This is a genomic window from Xylophilus sp., assembly GCA_009914555.1.
GTDB lineage: Bacteria > Pseudomonadota > Gammaproteobacteria > Burkholderiales > Burkholderiaceae_C > WNDY01.
Genome location: WNDY01000036.1, coordinates 28,136 through 44,136, shown reverse-complemented (window position 1 = coordinate 44,136; position 16,001 = coordinate 28,136). Strand labels below are relative to the sequence as shown.

Sequence of the window (16,001 nt, the reverse complement as noted above, 5' to 3'; positions counted from 1 at the left end):
ACGCACGGCGGGCGTGGTGCGGGCGTTCCTGTGCAGGGCGATCAGCATGCTTGGACCTCCGGAGGTGATTGCAGTGACTCTATCAATCCTCGCATCACCGCTCGGGCCATGAAGAGTGGATAGCGATTCTCGCTTATGCAATCATCCGGGATGCGACACTTAGCTCTACATGCATTGGCAATCCATGTGGGTTTGCCACAAATGCGGATCCATCTATTCTCAGGAGTGAGTCCTAACAATTCATTCAAGCCGATGCCGCTTCGCGGCGCGGCTTAACTCAGGCGTTAGAAGCACTTGGAGAACATCATGGGATTTGGAACATTTCTTATCATTGTGGTTGTGGGTGTAGTTGGTTTGGCAGTGTTTTTGATAATTGCGGAGCAAAAAAAGATAAATGCGATGACGCCGGACGAAAGACAGAATTACGTGTTTGGTGTGGTCAATGCGCACTTAGTTTGCCCTCATTGCCAAACGACCGGAAAGGTGCGGAGTAAAAATGTTACGAGGCAAATAGTTTCAACCGGAACGGTTGGTGGAATACTAAAGACAAACACTAAAAGCACTACTGCGAAGGTCGTGACTCAACACCACTGCGACCACTGTGGGTCTACTTGGGATATTTAACGTCATTCTCAGCTTCAAACTTGCGCTTCAACCGGGACGGCCAAAATACCGGCTGCCCGTTAAGCTGGCATTAGCCACATATTTCCCGCCATATTCAGGTCATGCATAGTCCAGCGGCATTCGTCTTCTCTGGCGTCCATTCGTTGAGTGTTGTGCTGCGCGCCGGGCTTCGCCTTCGGGCATGGGCCTGTGGCACCTCGTCGCTTCGGCGGCGCAACTTCTATGCCTGGGCTGCGCCCGTCTTCGAGTCGGGGCGCTCCCTTTTGGCTATCAGGTCTAACTCGTCGCTCAAGCCGACCCGCCTACGGCGGGCAGCTTATCTAGGCCGTTAGTCTTTTCATCTGCCCTTGACGAGCCAAGCTCAATCCAATGCTTCATCATGTCGAGTTATACGTTTCCAACCTGACACGGTCGCTTGAGTTCTGGGAGCCGTTCCTTGGCGGCCTCGGATACTGCGAGTCACAGCGTTGGCCTCAAGGCGTGAGCTATCTTTACCAAAAAACATACTTGTGCTTTGTTCAGGCCCCCGAAGAGCATCTAAGGACTGGTTACCATCGCAAAAGGGTAGGGTTGAACCATCTTGCTTTTCATGGCAGGTCTCGCGCCCATGTCGATGAAGTCGCAGATTGGGTAAAACGTTCGGGATTCAAAATCCTTTATCCAGAGAGATTTCCGTATGCAGGCGGCCCGGATCACTACGCCCTTTACTGCGAAGATCCAGACCGCATCAAAGTTGAACTTGTTGCTCCTGCCCAAGGCTGACCCAGGGCTCAAGAGGGCGTGCCAATACGCTTGCGTCCAAGTGACCAGCCCGCGGCATACCGCTTTTTGGCATCTCCAGCCCCAGGCAAGCCGCAAAAGTCCAGCCGATCCCTCATCAATGCCAGCATGCCCTGCACGGCCAGCGGCGCGCGCGGCAGGATCGAAGGCAGCACGGAGGACGGTCGCGGGCATGGGGATGCGATGGCTCCCCCGCCGCCGGGCATCCCAAGGCAAGATGACGCGCCCCGCCAACCTCTTCCACGACGCCCGCCCCCCGTCCTCCCGCGGCAGGCGGCGCATCTGCATCCGGGCGGCGGCCGCCACACCATGAGCACGCCATGAGCAACCTGAACACCGTTGAGATCAAGGCCTTCGTGCCGGCGCGGGACTTCGATCTGTCGAAGCGCTTCTATGCCGACCTGGGCTTCACGCTGGCCTGGGCCTCGGACGACCTGGCGTACTTCCACGCCGGGTCGTCGAGCTTCCTGCTCCAGCGCTTCCACGTGAAGGAGCATGCGGAAAACTTCATGATGCACCTGCTGGTCGAGGACGTGGACGCCTGGTGGCAGCAGGTCTGCGACCGGCGCATCGGCGAGAAGTACGGCGTGCGCGTCCTGCCGCCCGAAGACCGGCCCTGGGGCATGCGCGACTTCACCGTGGACGACCCGACCGGCGTGCTCTGGCGCATCGGCCAGGACATCGAGGGCCGCCAACCCTGAGCGGGCGGCGGCGCGGTCAGGCCCACGCCGCCCGCACCGCCTCCACCGCCCCTGCCAGCACCGGCTCCTCTGCGCGCGACGCCAGATAAACGAAGCACAGCCCGCACTCCAGCGCGACCTGGTCCGCGATGACCAGCCCGCGCGCGTGGCTCTCGCGCATGGCGACCGCGTCGCGCGCCAGCGACAGCCCGAGCCCCGCGCGCACCAGGTCGAGCATCGACGCCTCCTGGTCCACCAGCGCGACGCGCTTGGGCTCCAGGCCCAGCGGGCCGAACACGCCGGCCAGCAGGCGGTGGTGGGCCGAGGCGGGCGGCGTCGCCAGCCAGGGCAGCGCGGCCAGGGCCCGCCAGTCGCGGCCCAGCACCTGCGGACCCCAGCCGGCCGGCGCCAGCACACGGTAGGTGCAGCGGGCCAGCGGCACGGCGGCGAACTCGGCGCCGGCGGCGCCCAGCGCCTCGGCTTCGGCCTGCGGATCGCCGAGGTAGCAGGCGCCGTCGAGCGTGCCGCGCGCGATCGGCGCCAGGTGCTCGCCGCTCATGGCCTGGCGCAGCTCGGTGTCGATCTGCGGCGCCGATTTGACCAGCGCCCGCAGAAAGGCGCCGAGCCGGGTGAACTCCGGGTCGAGGATGGTGCCGATGCGCAGCGTACCGCGCACGGCGCCGCGCAGCTGGCGCGCGGCATGGCCCACGTCGGCCAGCGCGGCCAGGGCGCGCTCGGCCTGCGGCAGCAGCACGGCGGCGTCGCGCGTGGGCGCCAGCCCGCGCGGCGTGCGGGTGAACAGCACCAGGCCGGTGGCATCGGCCAGGTTCTTCAATTGCAGGCTGACCGCCGGCTGCGACAGGTGCAGCAGCCGCGCGGCGCGCGAGACGCTGCCCTCGCGGGCCACGGCGACGAAAGCGCGCAGCGTCTGCGGATCGAAGGTGGAAGGAGGCGGGGCAGCCATATTGGTCGGACTTATACCGCCTTTTGCCGATTTCATTGGACGGCGCGCGCGGCCGTGCGGGACACTGCCGCCTTCGCATCCAGCGCCATCATGGAGACAAATACATGGCACAGCCCCGCAGCAGCACCCCCGCGGCCAGCGGCGACACCGCGTTCGACTACATCGTGATCGGCGGCGGCACGGCCGGCGCCCTGATGGCCAACCGCCTGAGCGCCGACCCGCGCCACCGCGTGCTGCTGATCGAGGCCGGACGCAAGGACGACTACCACTGGATCCACGTGCCGGTGGGGTATCTCTACTGCATTGGCAACCCGCGCACCGACTGGCTCTACCAGACCGAGCCCGACGCGGGCCTCAACGGCCGCACGCTGCGCTATCCGCGCGGCAAGACGCTGGGCGGCTGCAGCAGCATCAACGGCATGATCTACATGCGCGGCCAGGCGCGCGACTACGACCAGTGGGCGCGGCTCACGGGTGACGACGCCTGGCGCTGGAGCGCGGTGCTGCCGGCCTTCCGCCAGCACGAGGACCACTGGCGGCTCGATGCGCCCGGCGCCGCGAGCGAGGAATTCAAGCGCCTGCACGGCAGCAAATCCACCGGGGGCAGCGGCGAGTGGCGCGTGGAGAAGCAGCGGTTGCGCTGGGACATCCTCGACGCTTTCGCCCAAGCGGCGCAGCAGGCCGGCATCCCGGCGACCGACGACTTCAACCGCGGCAGCAACGAAGGCGTGGGCTACTTCGAGGTCAACCAGAAGAACGGCTGGCGCTGGAACACGGCCAAGGCCTTCCTGCGGCCGACCTGCTATGGGCGGCCCAACTTCGAGTTGTGGACCGGTGCACGGGTTGCCAAACTGAACCTGGAGCGCAGCGGCGGCAGCCTGCGCTGCACCGGTGCCGAGGTGTGGACCGGCAAGGAGCAGGTCACGGTGCACGCGGCGCGCGAGGTGATCGTCTGCGCCGGCGCCGTCAACTCGCCACAGCTGCTGCAGCTCTCGGGTATCGGCCCGGGGCGCCTGCTGGCCAGCCACGGCATCGAGGTACTGGCGGATGTACCCGGCGTGGGCGCGAACCTGCAGGACCATCTGCAGATCCGCGCGGTCTACAGGATCGACGGCGCGCCCACGCTCAACGTGCTGGCCTCGTCGCTTTGGGGCAAGGCGCGCATCGGGCTCGAATATGCGTTCAAGCGCACCGGGCCGATGAGCATGGCGCCGTCGCAGCTGGGCGCCTTCACCCGCAGCAGCCCGGCCTGCGAGCACCCGAACATCGAATACCACGTGCAGCCGCTGTCGCTCGATGCGTTCGGCGACCCGCTGCATGCGTTCCCGGCATTCACCGCGAGCGTCTGCAACCTGAACCCGACGAGCCGCGGCACGGTGGAGATCCGCAGCAACCGCTTCGACGACGCGCCGGCCATCGCGCCGCGCTACCTCTTTACGCCCGAGGACCGGCAGGTCGCCGCCGACTCGCTGCGCGTGACGCGGCGCATCGTGGCCCAGCCGGCCCTGGCGAAGTACCGGCCCGAGGAATGGAAGCCCGGCCCGCAGTACCAGACGGATGAAGAGCTCGCGCGGCTGGCCGGCGACATCGCCACCACCATCTTCCATCCCGTGGGCACCACGAAGATGGGCGCCGACGGCGACCCGCTCGCGGTGCTCGACAGCCGGCTGCGCGTGCGCGACGGCCAGGGCGGCTTGGTGGCCGGCCTGCGCGTGGTGGATGCGGGCGCGATGCCGACGATCACCAGCGGCAACACCAACAGCCCCACGCTGATGATCGCGGAGAAGGCCGCGGGCTGGATCCGCGCCGACGCGGCGCGCGAGCCGGCGGCCGCGCCGGCCAGCCAGGAAGCCGTGCCGGCCTGAGCCACTGCAGGTGGACCGCCCCGCCGCGATAGCGTGCAGGCCGGCGGGCACCACGGCGGTGCGGGAAACTCCCGATGCACCACCAACGCCCAGCTCATATAGTTATTCCACTCGCAACGGGCCGCAGGCCCTGCAGGCGGGGGGACTGAGGAGACAACGCCAGAGCAAAAACAATGGCTTTCCAGGCGCCCGGTTTTTGAAGAGGCACCGGTATTTTTGGGGCATCGCATCTTGCGATGCCCTTTTTGTTGTGGGCCTCCGATGGGCGCGGGACAATCGGCGCGCTTATGGATCTGTTGATCGTCTCGCTGGCCTCGCTGCTGGCCGGTTTCGTGGACGCGATCGTGGGCGGGGGCGGCCTGGTGCTGGTCCCCGCGCTGTTCGCCACCTTTGCCCACACCCACCCCGCCACGCTGTTCGGCATGAACAAGAGCGCCGGCATCTGCGGCACGGCGTTCGCGGCGCGCCAGTTCGCGCAACGCGTGGAAATGCGCTGGGCCACGCTGCTGCCGGCGGCAGGCGCAGGCTTCGCCGGCGCCTTCCTCGGCGCCTGGACGGTGACGCGGGTGTCGCCGGACTTCCTGCGCAGGGTGCTGCCGCTGGTGCTGGTGGCCGTGCTGCTCTACACGCTGGCGAGGAAGGAACTGGGCCGCCACCATGCGCCGCGCATCCAGGGCCGCGCCGAGGCCTGGGCCGCCAGCGCCATCGGCCTGGCGGTCGGCTTCTACGACGGATTCTTCGGCCCGGGCACCGGCAGCTTCTTCGTCTTTTTGTTCGTGCGCTGGCTGGGCTACGACTTCCTCCACGCCTCGGCGTCGGCCAAGCTGCTCAACACCGCGACCAACCTGGCGGCGCTGATCCTGTTCGCGGCGACCGGGCACGTCTGGTGGCACTACGCGGCCGTGCTGGCCGCCGCCAACGTCGTCGGCAGCCTGGCCGGCACACGGCTGGCGCTGCGGCATGGCGCCGGCTTCGTGCGCGGCTTCTTCATCGTGGTGGTGGGCGCGCTGATCCTCAAGACCGGCTATGACGCGTTCCTGCGCTGAAGTGGCGCCGGCGGCGGCGCGCCTTCGCCGGAACGGGCCGGCCGCTGCCCCTTCTTCTGGCGGGGCAAGGCGCGGACGTACCTGGACAGCGCCTTCTCGAAGCCTTCGGGCTGCAGCCTGCCGTCGTCGCGCAGGACCGCCAGCAGCTGCCCGAGCAGGAGGCGGGACAGGAGTTCGTGCTGCCCGTCTTCATACAGGGACAGCGCCCTGAACAGGAAGGCGGTCGAACTGGCCCGTGCAGGGCCCGCCAGGACCCGCAGGCTTTCGGCAGTCCGCCCCGCCACGCGCAGCGAGGAGCCCAGGCATATCCTGGCGATCAGCTCCTGGCGCGGAGGAAGGCCCGCCCTGATGGCCTTCCTGTAGTGCCCGATGGCCTCGTGCTCGCGGGAGGCGCTGTCCAGTCTCAGCGCCGTCTGCAGTTCGGTCTCGGCAGTCACTCTCAGCCTCCTGGCGGATGCACGGAATGCGCCGGATTCAGGGCGCGCCCAGTTCGATCTCGGCGACCGGCCGCGGCTTGCCCACGGGCGCGGCCGACTGGCCGCGGCGCGTGAGCTCGATGTCCTCGTCGCTCGGGTACAGGCCGCTGAGCACATAGTCGAATACGCGCCGCGCGATCGGGCCGGCGGCCGCCGCGCCCCAGCCGGCGTTCTCGACGATCAGCGCGACCGCGACCCGGGGCGCCTCGGCCGGCGCGAAGGCGGCGAAGAGCGAGTGGTCGCGCTGGTGCTCCTCGAGCGCGCGCGCGTTGTACTTCTGGTTCTGGCCGAGGCTCACCGCCTGCGCCGTGCCGGTCTTGCCGGCCGAGGTGTAGCCCGCGCCGGCGAAGATGCGGGTGCCGGTGCCGGCGGTGTTCACCGCTATCAGGCCGCGGCGCACGATGTCGATATTCTTCGGCGCGTAGCCGAGGTTCTGGCCCGGCGGCTGCGGCACCTCGGTGACCGTACCGGTCACCGGGTCGCGCGTGGCCTTGATGAGGTGCGGGCGGTAGCGTGTGCCGCCGTTGGCGAGCGTGGCCTCGGCCAGCGCGAGCTGCAGCATGGTGAAGTTGTTGTAGCCCTGGCCGATGCCCAGCGAGACGGTCTCGCCCGCATACCAGCGCTTCATCTCCGGGCGCTTGTAGGTGTCGCGCTTCCACTGCGTGCTCGGCAGCACGCCGCGCACCTCGCCGTTGAGGTCGATGCCGGTGATCTGGCCGAAGCCCAGCGGCTTCATGAAGTCGTGGATGGTGTCCACGCCCATGTCGACCGCGAGCGAATAGAAGTACGTGTTCGACGAGAACTGGATGGCGCGCACCATGTCCACGCCGCCGAGCCCGCCCTCGTGGCTGCGGAAGGTGCGCCCGCCGTAGTTGAAGTAGCCCGGGTCGTTGTAGACCTGCGTGGGCGAGCGCTTGCCCAGCTCCAGCGCGCCGAGCGCCATAAAGGGCTTGTAGGTGGAGCCCGGCGGGTAGGTGCCGCGCAGCGCGCGGTTGAGCAGCGGCTTGTCGATCGATTCGTTGAGCGCGGCCCAGCTCTCCTGGTCGATGCCGTCGACGAACAGGTTGGGGTCGAAGGTGGGCTTGGAGACGAAGGCCAGGATCTCGCCGTTGCGCGGGTCGATCGCCACGAGCGCGCCGCGGCGGTCGCCGTACAGGTCCTCCACCATCTTCTGGAGCTTGATGTCGATCGACAGCATCACGCTGCGTCCGGGCGTGGCCGGCCGCGTGCCGAGCCGGCGTGTCGCGCGGCCGCCGGCAGAGGTCTCCATCTGCTCGACGCCGGTGGTGCCGTGCAGCTCGCTCTCGAAGCTCTGCTCCACGCCGAGCTTGCCGATCACCTCGGTGCCGCGGTAGTTGGCGGCCTCGTCGGAGTCGTCGATGCGCTCCTTCTCGCGCGGGCTGATGCGGGCGATGTAGCCGATCACATGGCTGCCAAGCTCGCCGAACGGGTAGGTGCGGAACAGCCGCGCCTTGATGTCCACGCCGGGGAAGCGGTAGCGCTGGGCGGCGAAGCGAGCCACCTCCTCGTCGGTCAGGCGGGTGCGGATCGGCACCGATTCGAAGCTCTTGGAATCCTCGCGCAGCTTCTTGAAGCGACGGCGGTCGCGCGGCGTGATTTCGACCACCCTGGACAGTGCGTCGATGGTGTCGTCGAGCACGCCGGCCTTCGACGGCGTGATCTCCAGCGTATAGGCCGAATAGTTGGTCGCCAGCACCACGCCGTTGCGGTCGAGGATCTGGCCGCGGTTGGGCACGATCGGCACGATGGCCGTGCGGTTGCTCTCGGCCCGGTCGGCCAGGTCGTCGTGGCGCGCCACCTGCAGCACCAGCAGCCGCGCCACCACGAGGCCGAAGGCGCCCAGCACGACGAGCGCGATCACCAGCACCCGCAGGCGGAAGCGGGACTGGTCGGCTTCGACGTTGCGGAGTTCGGTCACAGCGGTCTATTTTCGTCGCGGTCGGGTGCGCGGCGTTGCGGCGCGAGCAGAACCCAGGTGGCCAGCGGCCAGAGCGCCGCCTCCAGCAACGGCGCCAGCAGCACCGACCAGCCGGGGAAGACGCCGCCGATGGCCATGCGCAGCAGCACCTCGATCACGTGCGCCGCGGCGGACAGCGGCAGCACCTGCACCGCCTGCGACACGGTGGAGAACCACAGCAGCCGCCGGTGCACGGTGATCGCCAGGAAGCTCAGCGCCGTGTACGACAGCGCATGCTGGCCGAGCAGCGCGGCCTGCTGCACGTCCATGCACAGCCCCAGCACGAAGGCCGCGCCCATGCCGATGCGCGCGGGCTGGTGCACGCCCCAGAAGACGAGCAGCAGCATGACCAGGTCCGGCGCCCAGGCGATGCGGCCCAGCGGCAGCATGTTGACCGCCAGGCCCGCGGCCAGGCTGGCCCAGATGAACAGGGGGCTGGCCGGCAGCAGCAGCTGCGGGCCGACGCGCGGCTGCATCATCGGCGCGATTCCCCCGCGCCGGCGGCGACGCCGGGCCTGCCGGCACCGGTGCGCCGCGGCGGCTGCGGCGCGGCCTCGCGCTCGGGGCGCGCCGGACGCTCGCCGTCGGACACCGGCTGGAGCACCATCACATGGCGCGTGCCGTCCACCTGCGCCAGCGGCGCGCAGTAAATGCGGGCGAAGGACGAATCGGCCCGGTGCTCCACCTGCAGCACCCGGGCCACCGGCAGCCCCGGCGGGTAGACGCCGTCGACGCCGCTGGTGGCCAGCAGGTCGCCCTCCTTCACGTCGGCGTTGCCGGGCATGAAGCGCAGCTCCATGCCGCCGCCGTGCGCCGCGACCGGGTTGCCGTAGGCCACGCTGCGCGCGCCGGTGCGGGTATTGAGCACCGGGATGGCCTGGTCGCGGTCGACCAGCAGCGTCACCTCGCTCACGAACGGGTGCACCCGCGTCACCTGGCCCAGCACGCCCGATTCGTCGAGCACCGGCGAGCCGGCGGCCACACCCTGGCTGCTGCCGCGGTCGATCACCACCACGCGGGTGTACGGATCGGCCGCGTCGTAGAGCACCTGGGCCGCCTGCGACGGCACCTGCAGCCGCTCGCGCAGCCCGAGCAGGCCGCGCAGGCGGGCGTTCTCGTGCAGCAGGTCCTCGACCTGGCCGGCGCGCTGCGACTGCTGCACGAGCCTGGCCCGCGCCTCCTGCTCGATCGCATGGGCGGACGCCCGCGTGTCGAAGAACTCGCCCACGGTCCGCCCGAGCTGCACCGGCTGCAGCACGAGCCACTGCACCGGATAGAGCGCGGTCGAGACGGCCGCGCGCAGCGGATCGGTCAGATGGAAGCGCACGTCGGCCACCATCAGGAACAGCGCGAGCGCGCCGAAGAACAGCAGCCTGGACAGCGCCGACGGCCCTTGCTTGAAGAAGGGCGGAGCGCTGCGGTCCAGGGTTCCCAGAGGCATGGTCGTCGGTCAGGCCGGAAGAAGGGGCAGCGGGACGGAGAGGAAGCAAAAGGCCGGCTGCATGGTAGCGAGCCGGCCTGTCAGGCGAAAGGGCGTCTATTCACTCGTGAAGATGCTGCCCAGGCGGTCCATGCGCTCCAGCGCCATGCCGCAGCCGCGCACCACGCAGGTCAGCGGCTCCTCGGCCACGAGCACCGGCAGGCCGGTCTCCTCGGCCAGCAGGCGGTCCAGGTCGCGCAGCAGCGCGCCGCCGCCGGTCAGCATCATGCCGCGGTCGGCGATGTCGGCGCCCAGTTCCGGAGGCGTCTGCTCCAGCGCGTTCTTCACGGCCGAGACGATGTTGTTGAGCGGGTCGGTCAGGGCTTCCAGCACCTCGTTGGAGCTGATGGTGAAGCTGCGCGGCACGCCTTCGCTCAAGTTGCGGCCCTTGACCTCCAGCTCGCGCACCTCCGAGCCGGGGAAGGCCGAGCCGATCTGCTTCTTGATCGCTTCGGCCGTGGGCTCGCCGATCAGCATGCCGTAGTTGCGGCGGATGTAGTTGATGATGGACTCGTCGAACTTGTCGCCGCCCACGCGCACCGAGCCCTTGTAGACCATGCCGCCCAGCGAGATCACGCCGACCTCGGTGGTGCCGCCGCCGATGTCTACGACCATGGAGCCCGAGGCTTCCGACACCGGCAGGCCGGCGCCGATGCCGGCGGCCATGGGCTCCTCGATCAGGTAGACGGCGGTGGCGCCGGCGGCCTCGGCCGCGTCCTTGATCGCGCGGCGCTCGACCTGGGTGGAGCCGCAGGGCACGCAGATGATGATGCGCGGGCTCGGCGTGAGCAGCGTGCGCGGGTGCACCATCTTGATGAACTGCTTGATCATCTGCTCGGTGATGACGAAGTCGGCGATCACGCCGTCCTTCATCGGCCGGATCGCCTCGATGTTGCCGGGCACCTTGCCGAGCATGGCCTTGGCTTCGCGGCCGACGGCCTGGATCACCTTCTTGCCGTGCGGCCCGCCCTCGTGGCGGATGGCGACGACCGACGGCTCGTCGAGCACGATGCCCTTGTCGCGGGCGAAGATCAGGGTGTTGGCGGTGCCAAGGTCGATGGCGAGGTCGGTGGAGAAGTACCGACGGAAGGCTCCGAACATTCAAAAATCCTCTCGGGCACGGCGGGCACCTCGGCCTGCCGTCGCCAGGGTGTTAGGGGTGCGCGCCCGACCGGACCGGCCGCGCCGCCACGGCACCTGCGCCCAGGCGCAGCGCCCTGGAAGGGGCTGCCACACGGCGGTACACGTCGGCGGCAGTCGGACGGCGTCGGTTCATGGGGTTGGGAGGGGCTGCGGGCTTTCTTTCGCGCGCGGCGGCCGGCTCTTGGCGGAGGGCGTCGCGGCAAAGCCGGGATAATACCTTATCGCCTGTGAACAACTCCCCGTGAACCGGCCGCAAAGTGCGCTTTACATCCGGTTTCGGCAGCCTTTTCCGCCATGTCCCTCACACCCCAGGATCTGGGCCGCATCGCCAACCTGGCGCGGCTCGAACTCAGTCCCGCCGAGAGCGAACAGACGCTCGCCAGGATCAACGACTTCTTCCGCATCGTCGAGGCCATCCGCGCCGTGGACACCGCCGGCGTCGAGCCGCTGTCGCACCCGGTCGCCGCGGTCCTGCCCATCGCCTTGCGCCTGCGCGACGACGTGGCCAGCGAGCCGAACCAGCGCGAGGCCAACCAGCGCAGCGCGCCCGAAGTGGAGCGCGGCCTGTTCCTCGTGCCCAAGGTGATCGAATAAGGCCGCCGACCATGACGACGCCCTCCCTCACCACTACCGCCGACCTGCACGACCTGGGCGTGACCGGACTGCTCGCCGCGCTGCGCGACCGCCGGGTCTCGGCCGTCGAGGCCGCCGGCCACTTTCTCGGCCGCGCCCGTGCCCACCAAGCGCTCGGCACCTTCGTCGCGATCGACGAAGAAGCCACGCTGCTCCAGGCCCGCGCGGCCGACGCGGCCATCGCCGCCGGCACCGCCGGCGCGCTGGCCGGCCTGCCGGTCGCGCACAAGGACCTGTTCGTCACCCGCGACTTCCCGACCAGCGCCGGCTCGCGCATCCTGGCCGGCTACCGCTCGCCGTTCGACGCGACCGTGGTCGCCCGGCTGGCCGAGGCCGGCGCCGTGACGCTCGGCAAGCTGAGCCTGGACGAGTTCGCCATGGGCTCGGCCAACGAGAACGTCGCGGTCGCGCCGGTCGGCTTCGTCGCGCCGGCGCCGGTGCGCAACCCCTGGGCCACCGATCGCGTGCCCGGCGGCTCCTCCGGCGGCAGCGCCGCGGCCGTGGCCGCGCGCCTGGTGCCGGCTGCGACCGGCACCGACACGGGCGGCTCGATTCGCCAGCCGGCTGCCTTCTGCGGCATCACCGGCATCAAGCCGACCTACGGCCGCATCTCGCGCTACGGCATGGTGGCCTTTGCGTCGAGCCTGGACCAGGCCGGCCCGCTGGCCCGCAGCGCCCAGGACTGCGCGCTGCTGCTGTCGGTCCTGGCCGGCCCCGATCCGGACCGCGACTCCACCTCGCTCGACCTGGCCGCAGAGGACTTCGGCCGCCAGCTGAACGACGACATCGCCGGCCTGCGCATCGGCGTGCCGCGCGAGTTCTTCGGCGAGGGCCTGGCGCCCGGCGTGCGGGCCGCGGTCGATGCGGCGCTGAAGGAATACGAGAAGCTCGGCGCCAGGCTGGTGCCGGTCAGCCTGCCGCGCACCGAGCTGGCTATTCCCGTCTACTACGTGCTCGCGCCGGCCGAAGCGTCGAGCAACCTGAGCCGCTTCGACGGCGTCAAGTTCGGCCACCGCGCAGCCCGCTACACCGACCTGGTCGACATGTACAAGAAGACCCGGTCCGAAGGCTTCGGCGACGAGGTCAAACGCCGCATCATGATCGGCACCTATGTGCTCTCGCACGGCTACTACGATGCCTACTACCTTCAGGCGCAGAAGATCCGCCGCCTGATCGCCGACGACTTCCAGTCCTCCTTCCAGGACTGCGACATCATCGCCGGCCCGGTCGCGCCGACGGTCGCCTGGAAGATCGGCGAGCGCGCCGACGACCCGCTCGCCAACTACCTGGCCGACATCTTCACGCTGCCGGCCTCGCTCGCCGGCCTGCCCGGCATGAGCGTGCCGGCCGGCTTCGGCGAGGACGGCTTGCCGGTGGGCCTGCAGCTGATCGGCAACTACTTCTCAGAAGCGCGCCTGCTCAATGCGGCGCACGGCTTCCAGCAGGCCACGGACCACCATGTATATGCCCCTGGCACGCGTGTGACGGGCGCTACGAGCTGATACCGCCATGAGTACACCTCCCCTCGTCCAGGGCTACGAAGTCGTGATCGGCTTCGAGACCCATGCCCAGCTCTCCACCGAGAGCAAGATCTTCAGCCGCGCGCCGACCGCCTTCGGCGCCGAGCCCAACACCCAGGCCAGCGCGGTGGACCTGGCGCTGCCCGGCACGCTGCCGGTGATGAACCGCGGCGCGGTCGAACGCGCGATCCGCTTCGGCCTGGCCATCGGCGCCACGGTGCCGCCGGTCAGCATCTTCGCCCGCAAGAACTACTTCTACCCGGACCTGCCCAAGGGCTACCAGATCAGCCAGTTCGAGATCCCGGTCGTGGTCGGCGGCGAGATCGGCTTCTTCCTCGGCGACCAGAAGAAGACGGTGCGCCTGGTGCGCGCCCACCTGGAGGAAGACGCCGGCAAGTCGCTGCACGAGGACTTCGTCGGCCAGTCGGGCATCGACCTCAATCGCGCCGGCACGCCGCTGCTGGAAATCGTGACCGAGCCCGACATCCGTTCCAGCGCCGAGGCCGTGGCCTATGCCAAGGAGCTGCACCGCATCGTCACCTGGATCGGCATCTGCGACGGCAACATGCAGGAAGGCAGCTTCCGCTGCGACGCCAACGTGTCGATCCGCCGGCCGGGGCAACCGCTGGGCACGCGCCGCGAGATCAAAAACCTCAATAGCTTCAAGTTCATGCAGCAGGCGATCGACTTCGAGGTCCGCTGGCAGATCGAGCAGATCGAGGACGGCCACGCGATCCAGCAGGCCACGGTGCTGTTCGATCCGGACACCGGCGAGACCCGCGCGATGCGCACCAAGGAGGACGCGGCCGACTACCGCTACTTCCCCGACCCGGACCTGCCGCCGCTGGTGATCGCCGCCGACTGGATCGAGCGCGTGCGCGGCGAACTGCCCGAACTGCCGCGCGCCCTGGTCGCCCGCTTCGCCGAACAGTATGGCCTGCCCGAGTACGACGCCACCACGCTGGCGCAGAGCCGCGCGGTGGTCGACTACTTCGAGGCGACGGCCCAGGCCAGCGGCGCGCCCAAGCTCGCGGCCAACTGGATCCTCGGCGAGGTGTCGCGCCGGCTCAATGCGAGCGAGATCGGCCTCGAGCGCGCACCGGTCGCGGCCGGCCAGCTCGCCCGCGTGATCGCCCGCATCGGCGACGGCACGATCTCGAACAACGCCGCCCGGCAGGTGTTCGACGCCCTCTGGACCGGCGACGGCACCGACGTGGACGCCATCATCGAGGCCAAGGGCCTGAAGCAGATGAACGACAGCGGCGCGCTGGAGAAGATCATCGACGCGGTGATCGCGGCCAACGCCGACAACGTGGCCCAGTACAAGGCCGGCAAGGAAAAGGCGTTCAACGCGCTGGTCGGCCAGGCGATGAAGGCGAGCAAGGGCAAGGCCAATCCGGCCGAGGTCAACGCCCTGCTGAAGAAGAAGCTGGCCTGAGGGCGGCCGGCGGACCGGCCTGGGCCTGCGCCGCCCAGAGCTGGCGCAGGCGCGCCAGCTCGGCGTCGAAGCGCGCCTGGATGCGGCCGCGCTCCTGCTGCTGGCGCTCGATGAAGCGGCTCTGCGCCAGCACGTCGGCATCGTTGTCGGCGAAGCGGCGCTGCAGCGACAGCGGCGCCTTCGACGGGTCCTTGCGGTAGAACTCCATTTCGGTGTCGAGCGCCTTGCGCTGCGCGCGCAGCTCGGCCACCCGCTGGTCGGCCGCGGCGATCACGTCGTCCACCTGGCGCAGCGCCTCGGCCCGCTCGGCATCGTGGGCGGCCACGTTCGGATAGCGCAGGACCAAGGCCCGTTCGCGCCGGCGGTCCTCCAGCTGGCGGCTGCGCTCCTCGGCCTCCTGCCGGCGGCGGGCCTCGATGGCCGCCTGCTCCTGTTCGCTGAGCGCCGGGCCCACGCTGCGCCGCACGGTGCCCGAGCGGTTGAGCTCGCGCTGCTCGCGGTCGCTGCATTCGGGGATCGGACGGTCGGCCGTGAGGCGGCGGCCCTGGCCGTCGACACAGGCATAGATGCCGCCCTGCGCCTGCGCCTGCGGCACGGCCACGCCCATCGCCAGGAAGACGCCACCCGCCAGCGTGCGGGACCGCCGATTCATCTCATCTCACCTCGCAGACGATGGGCCGTCTTCTTCGACGCCGTAGCGGTCGCGATAGGCTTGCACGCGCTGCCGGTGCTCCCGCGCAGCGCCGTCCTGGCCGAGATAGTGCAGCAGGTCGGCCAGCCGCGCGATCGTCACGACCTGCAGGCCCAGCCGGCTGCGCACGTACTGCACCGCACTGTAATCCACGTCGGCGCCGTTCTCGGTCGCCTTCTCCTGGCGGTCGAGCGCCAGCGCCACGCCGTGGGGCACGGCGCCCGCGGCCCGGATCAGGGCGATCGACTCGCGCACGGCGGTGCCGGCGGAGATCACGTCGTCGATGATCAGCACCCGGCCCTGGAGCGGCGCGCCCACCAGGCTGCCGCCTTCGCCGTGGTCCTTGGCTTCCTTGCGGTTGTAGGCGAAGGGCACGTTGCGGCCCTGGCGGGCCAGTTCGACCGCGACGGCCGCGCCCAGCGGAATGCCCTTGTAGGCAGGGCCGAAGAGCATGTCGAACGCGATGCCGCTGTCGAGGATGCGGCGTGCATAGAATTGCGCGAGCCGGCCCAGGCGCTCGCCGTCGTCGAACAGTCCGGCGTTGAAGAAGTACGGGCTCAGGCGGCCGGCCTTGGTCCTGAACTCGCCGAAGCGCAGCGCTCCGACCTCCACGGCGAACTGCACGAACTCCTGCGCCAGCGGCCCCTGGGCCGTGTGCTGCGCCACCTCTGTCACCATGAAAA

At 69.3% G+C, this 16,001-nt stretch carries 16 protein-coding genes; 8 read left to right on the top strand and 8 right to left on the bottom strand.

The window, feature by feature from the left end; translation table 11 throughout:
• Window positions 1–725 precede the first annotated feature (725 nt).
• The 3 genes from GAK38_RS15670 to GAK38_RS15660 all read left to right on the top strand — a co-directional run bounded on the left by GAK38_RS15670 (window position 726) and on the right by GAK38_RS15660 (window position 2,105).
• Window positions 726–956 carry a DUF1010 domain-containing protein gene (locus GAK38_RS15670; protein WP_325345700.1) on the top strand — a complete coding sequence of 77 codons (231 nt, stop codon included), beginning with the start codon at window positions 726–728 and terminating at the stop codon, window positions 954–956.
• Between the two features lie 37 nt (window positions 957–993).
• Window positions 994–1,386, top strand: a complete 393-nt coding sequence (locus GAK38_RS15665) for a VOC family protein (RefSeq protein WP_325345698.1) — start codon at window positions 994–996, stop codon at window positions 1,384–1,386.
• A gap of 338 nt (window positions 1,387–1,724) precedes the next feature.
• Complete coding sequence (locus tag GAK38_RS15660) at window positions 1,725–2,105, top strand: VOC family protein (protein ID WP_325345696.1); 381 nt, start codon at window positions 1,725–1,727, stop codon at window positions 2,103–2,105.
• A 16-nt stretch (window positions 2,106–2,121) separates the two neighbouring features.
• On the opposite strand, the gene GAK38_RS15655 is transcribed toward GAK38_RS15660, so the two are convergent.
• Window positions 2,122–3,048 (bottom strand): LysR family transcriptional regulator, encoded by a 927-nt coding sequence (locus GAK38_RS15655; RefSeq protein ID WP_325345694.1) that lies wholly within the window; start codon window positions 3,046–3,048, stop codon window positions 2,122–2,124.
• A 104-nt stretch (window positions 3,049–3,152) separates the two neighbouring features.
• On the opposite strand from GAK38_RS15655, the gene GAK38_RS15650 reads away from it, so the two are divergent.
• On the top strand, window positions 3,153–4,913 hold the full coding sequence (locus GAK38_RS15650) for a GMC family oxidoreductase (protein WP_325345692.1): 1,761 nt from the start codon (window positions 3,153–3,155) through the stop codon (window positions 4,911–4,913).
• A 287-nt stretch (window positions 4,914–5,200) separates the two neighbouring features.
• Window positions 5,201–5,959, top strand: coding sequence for a sulfite exporter TauE/SafE family protein (locus GAK38_RS15645; protein WP_325345690.1), 759 nt, complete (start codon window positions 5,201–5,203; stop codon window positions 5,957–5,959).
• Here the strand turns inward: GAK38_RS15645 and GAK38_RS15640 are convergent.
• From GAK38_RS15640 to GAK38_RS15620, 5 genes are all read right to left on the bottom strand, one after another.
• On the bottom strand, window positions 5,938–6,396 hold the full coding sequence (locus GAK38_RS15640) for a tetratricopeptide repeat protein (protein ID WP_325345688.1): 459 nt from the start codon (window positions 6,394–6,396) through the stop codon (window positions 5,938–5,940). The two genes, GAK38_RS15645 and GAK38_RS15640, sit on opposite strands and share 22 nt — an antisense overlap.
• Before the next feature lie 37 nt (window positions 6,397–6,433).
• Complete coding sequence (gene mrdA, locus GAK38_RS15635; RefSeq protein WP_325345686.1) at window positions 6,434–8,374, bottom strand: penicillin-binding protein 2; 1,941 nt, start codon at window positions 8,372–8,374, stop codon at window positions 6,434–6,436.
• Window positions 8,371–8,892, bottom strand: coding sequence for a rod shape-determining protein MreD (mreD, locus tag GAK38_RS15630; protein WP_325345684.1), 522 nt, complete (start codon window positions 8,890–8,892; stop codon window positions 8,371–8,373). The genes mrdA and mreD overlap by 4 nt, the downstream gene beginning before the upstream one ends.
• The gene (gene mreC, locus GAK38_RS15625; RefSeq protein WP_325345682.1) at window positions 8,889–9,854 is read right to left on the bottom strand and encodes a rod shape-determining protein MreC; all 966 of its coding nucleotides are present in this window, start codon (window positions 9,852–9,854) and stop codon (window positions 8,889–8,891) included. Before mreC ends, mreD begins: the two co-directional genes overlap by 4 nt.
• 96 nt (window positions 9,855–9,950) lie before the next feature.
• Window positions 9,951–10,994 carry a rod shape-determining protein gene (locus GAK38_RS15620; protein ID WP_325345680.1) on the bottom strand — a complete coding sequence of 348 codons (1,044 nt, stop codon included), beginning with the start codon at window positions 10,992–10,994 and terminating at the stop codon, window positions 9,951–9,953.
• Between the two features lie 336 nt (window positions 10,995–11,330).
• On the opposite strand from GAK38_RS15620, the gene gatC reads away from it, so the two are divergent.
• Genes gatC through gatB form a run of 3 tightly spaced genes read left to right on the top strand, consistent with a single transcriptional unit; the run spans window position 11,331 to window position 14,627 of the window.
• Window positions 11,331–11,630 (top strand): Asp-tRNA(Asn)/Glu-tRNA(Gln) amidotransferase subunit GatC, encoded by a 300-nt coding sequence (gene gatC, locus GAK38_RS15615; RefSeq protein ID WP_325345678.1) that lies wholly within the window; start codon window positions 11,331–11,333, stop codon window positions 11,628–11,630.
• An 11-nt stretch (window positions 11,631–11,641) separates the two neighbouring features.
• Window positions 11,642–13,171, top strand: a complete 1,530-nt coding sequence (gene gatA / locus GAK38_RS15610; protein WP_325345676.1) for an Asp-tRNA(Asn)/Glu-tRNA(Gln) amidotransferase subunit GatA — start codon at window positions 11,642–11,644, stop codon at window positions 13,169–13,171.
• Window positions 13,172–13,178: 7 nt separating this feature from the next.
• Complete coding sequence (gatB, locus tag GAK38_RS15605) at window positions 13,179–14,627, top strand: Asp-tRNA(Asn)/Glu-tRNA(Gln) amidotransferase subunit GatB (protein ID WP_325345674.1); 1,449 nt, start codon at window positions 13,179–13,181, stop codon at window positions 14,625–14,627.
• Here gatB and GAK38_RS15600 read toward each other — a convergent pair.
• The gene (locus GAK38_RS15600; RefSeq protein WP_325345672.1) at window positions 14,596–15,279 is read right to left on the bottom strand and encodes a DUF4124 domain-containing protein; all 684 of its coding nucleotides are present in this window, start codon (window positions 15,277–15,279) and stop codon (window positions 14,596–14,598) included. The two genes, gatB and GAK38_RS15600, sit on opposite strands and share 32 nt — an antisense overlap.
• 6 nt (window positions 15,280–15,285) lie before the next feature.
• A complete protein-coding gene (pyrE, locus tag GAK38_RS15595; RefSeq protein ID WP_325345670.1) occupies window positions 15,286–15,996 on the bottom strand; it encodes an orotate phosphoribosyltransferase in 711 nt (236 codons plus the stop codon).
• Window positions 15,997–16,001 lie beyond the last annotated feature (5 nt).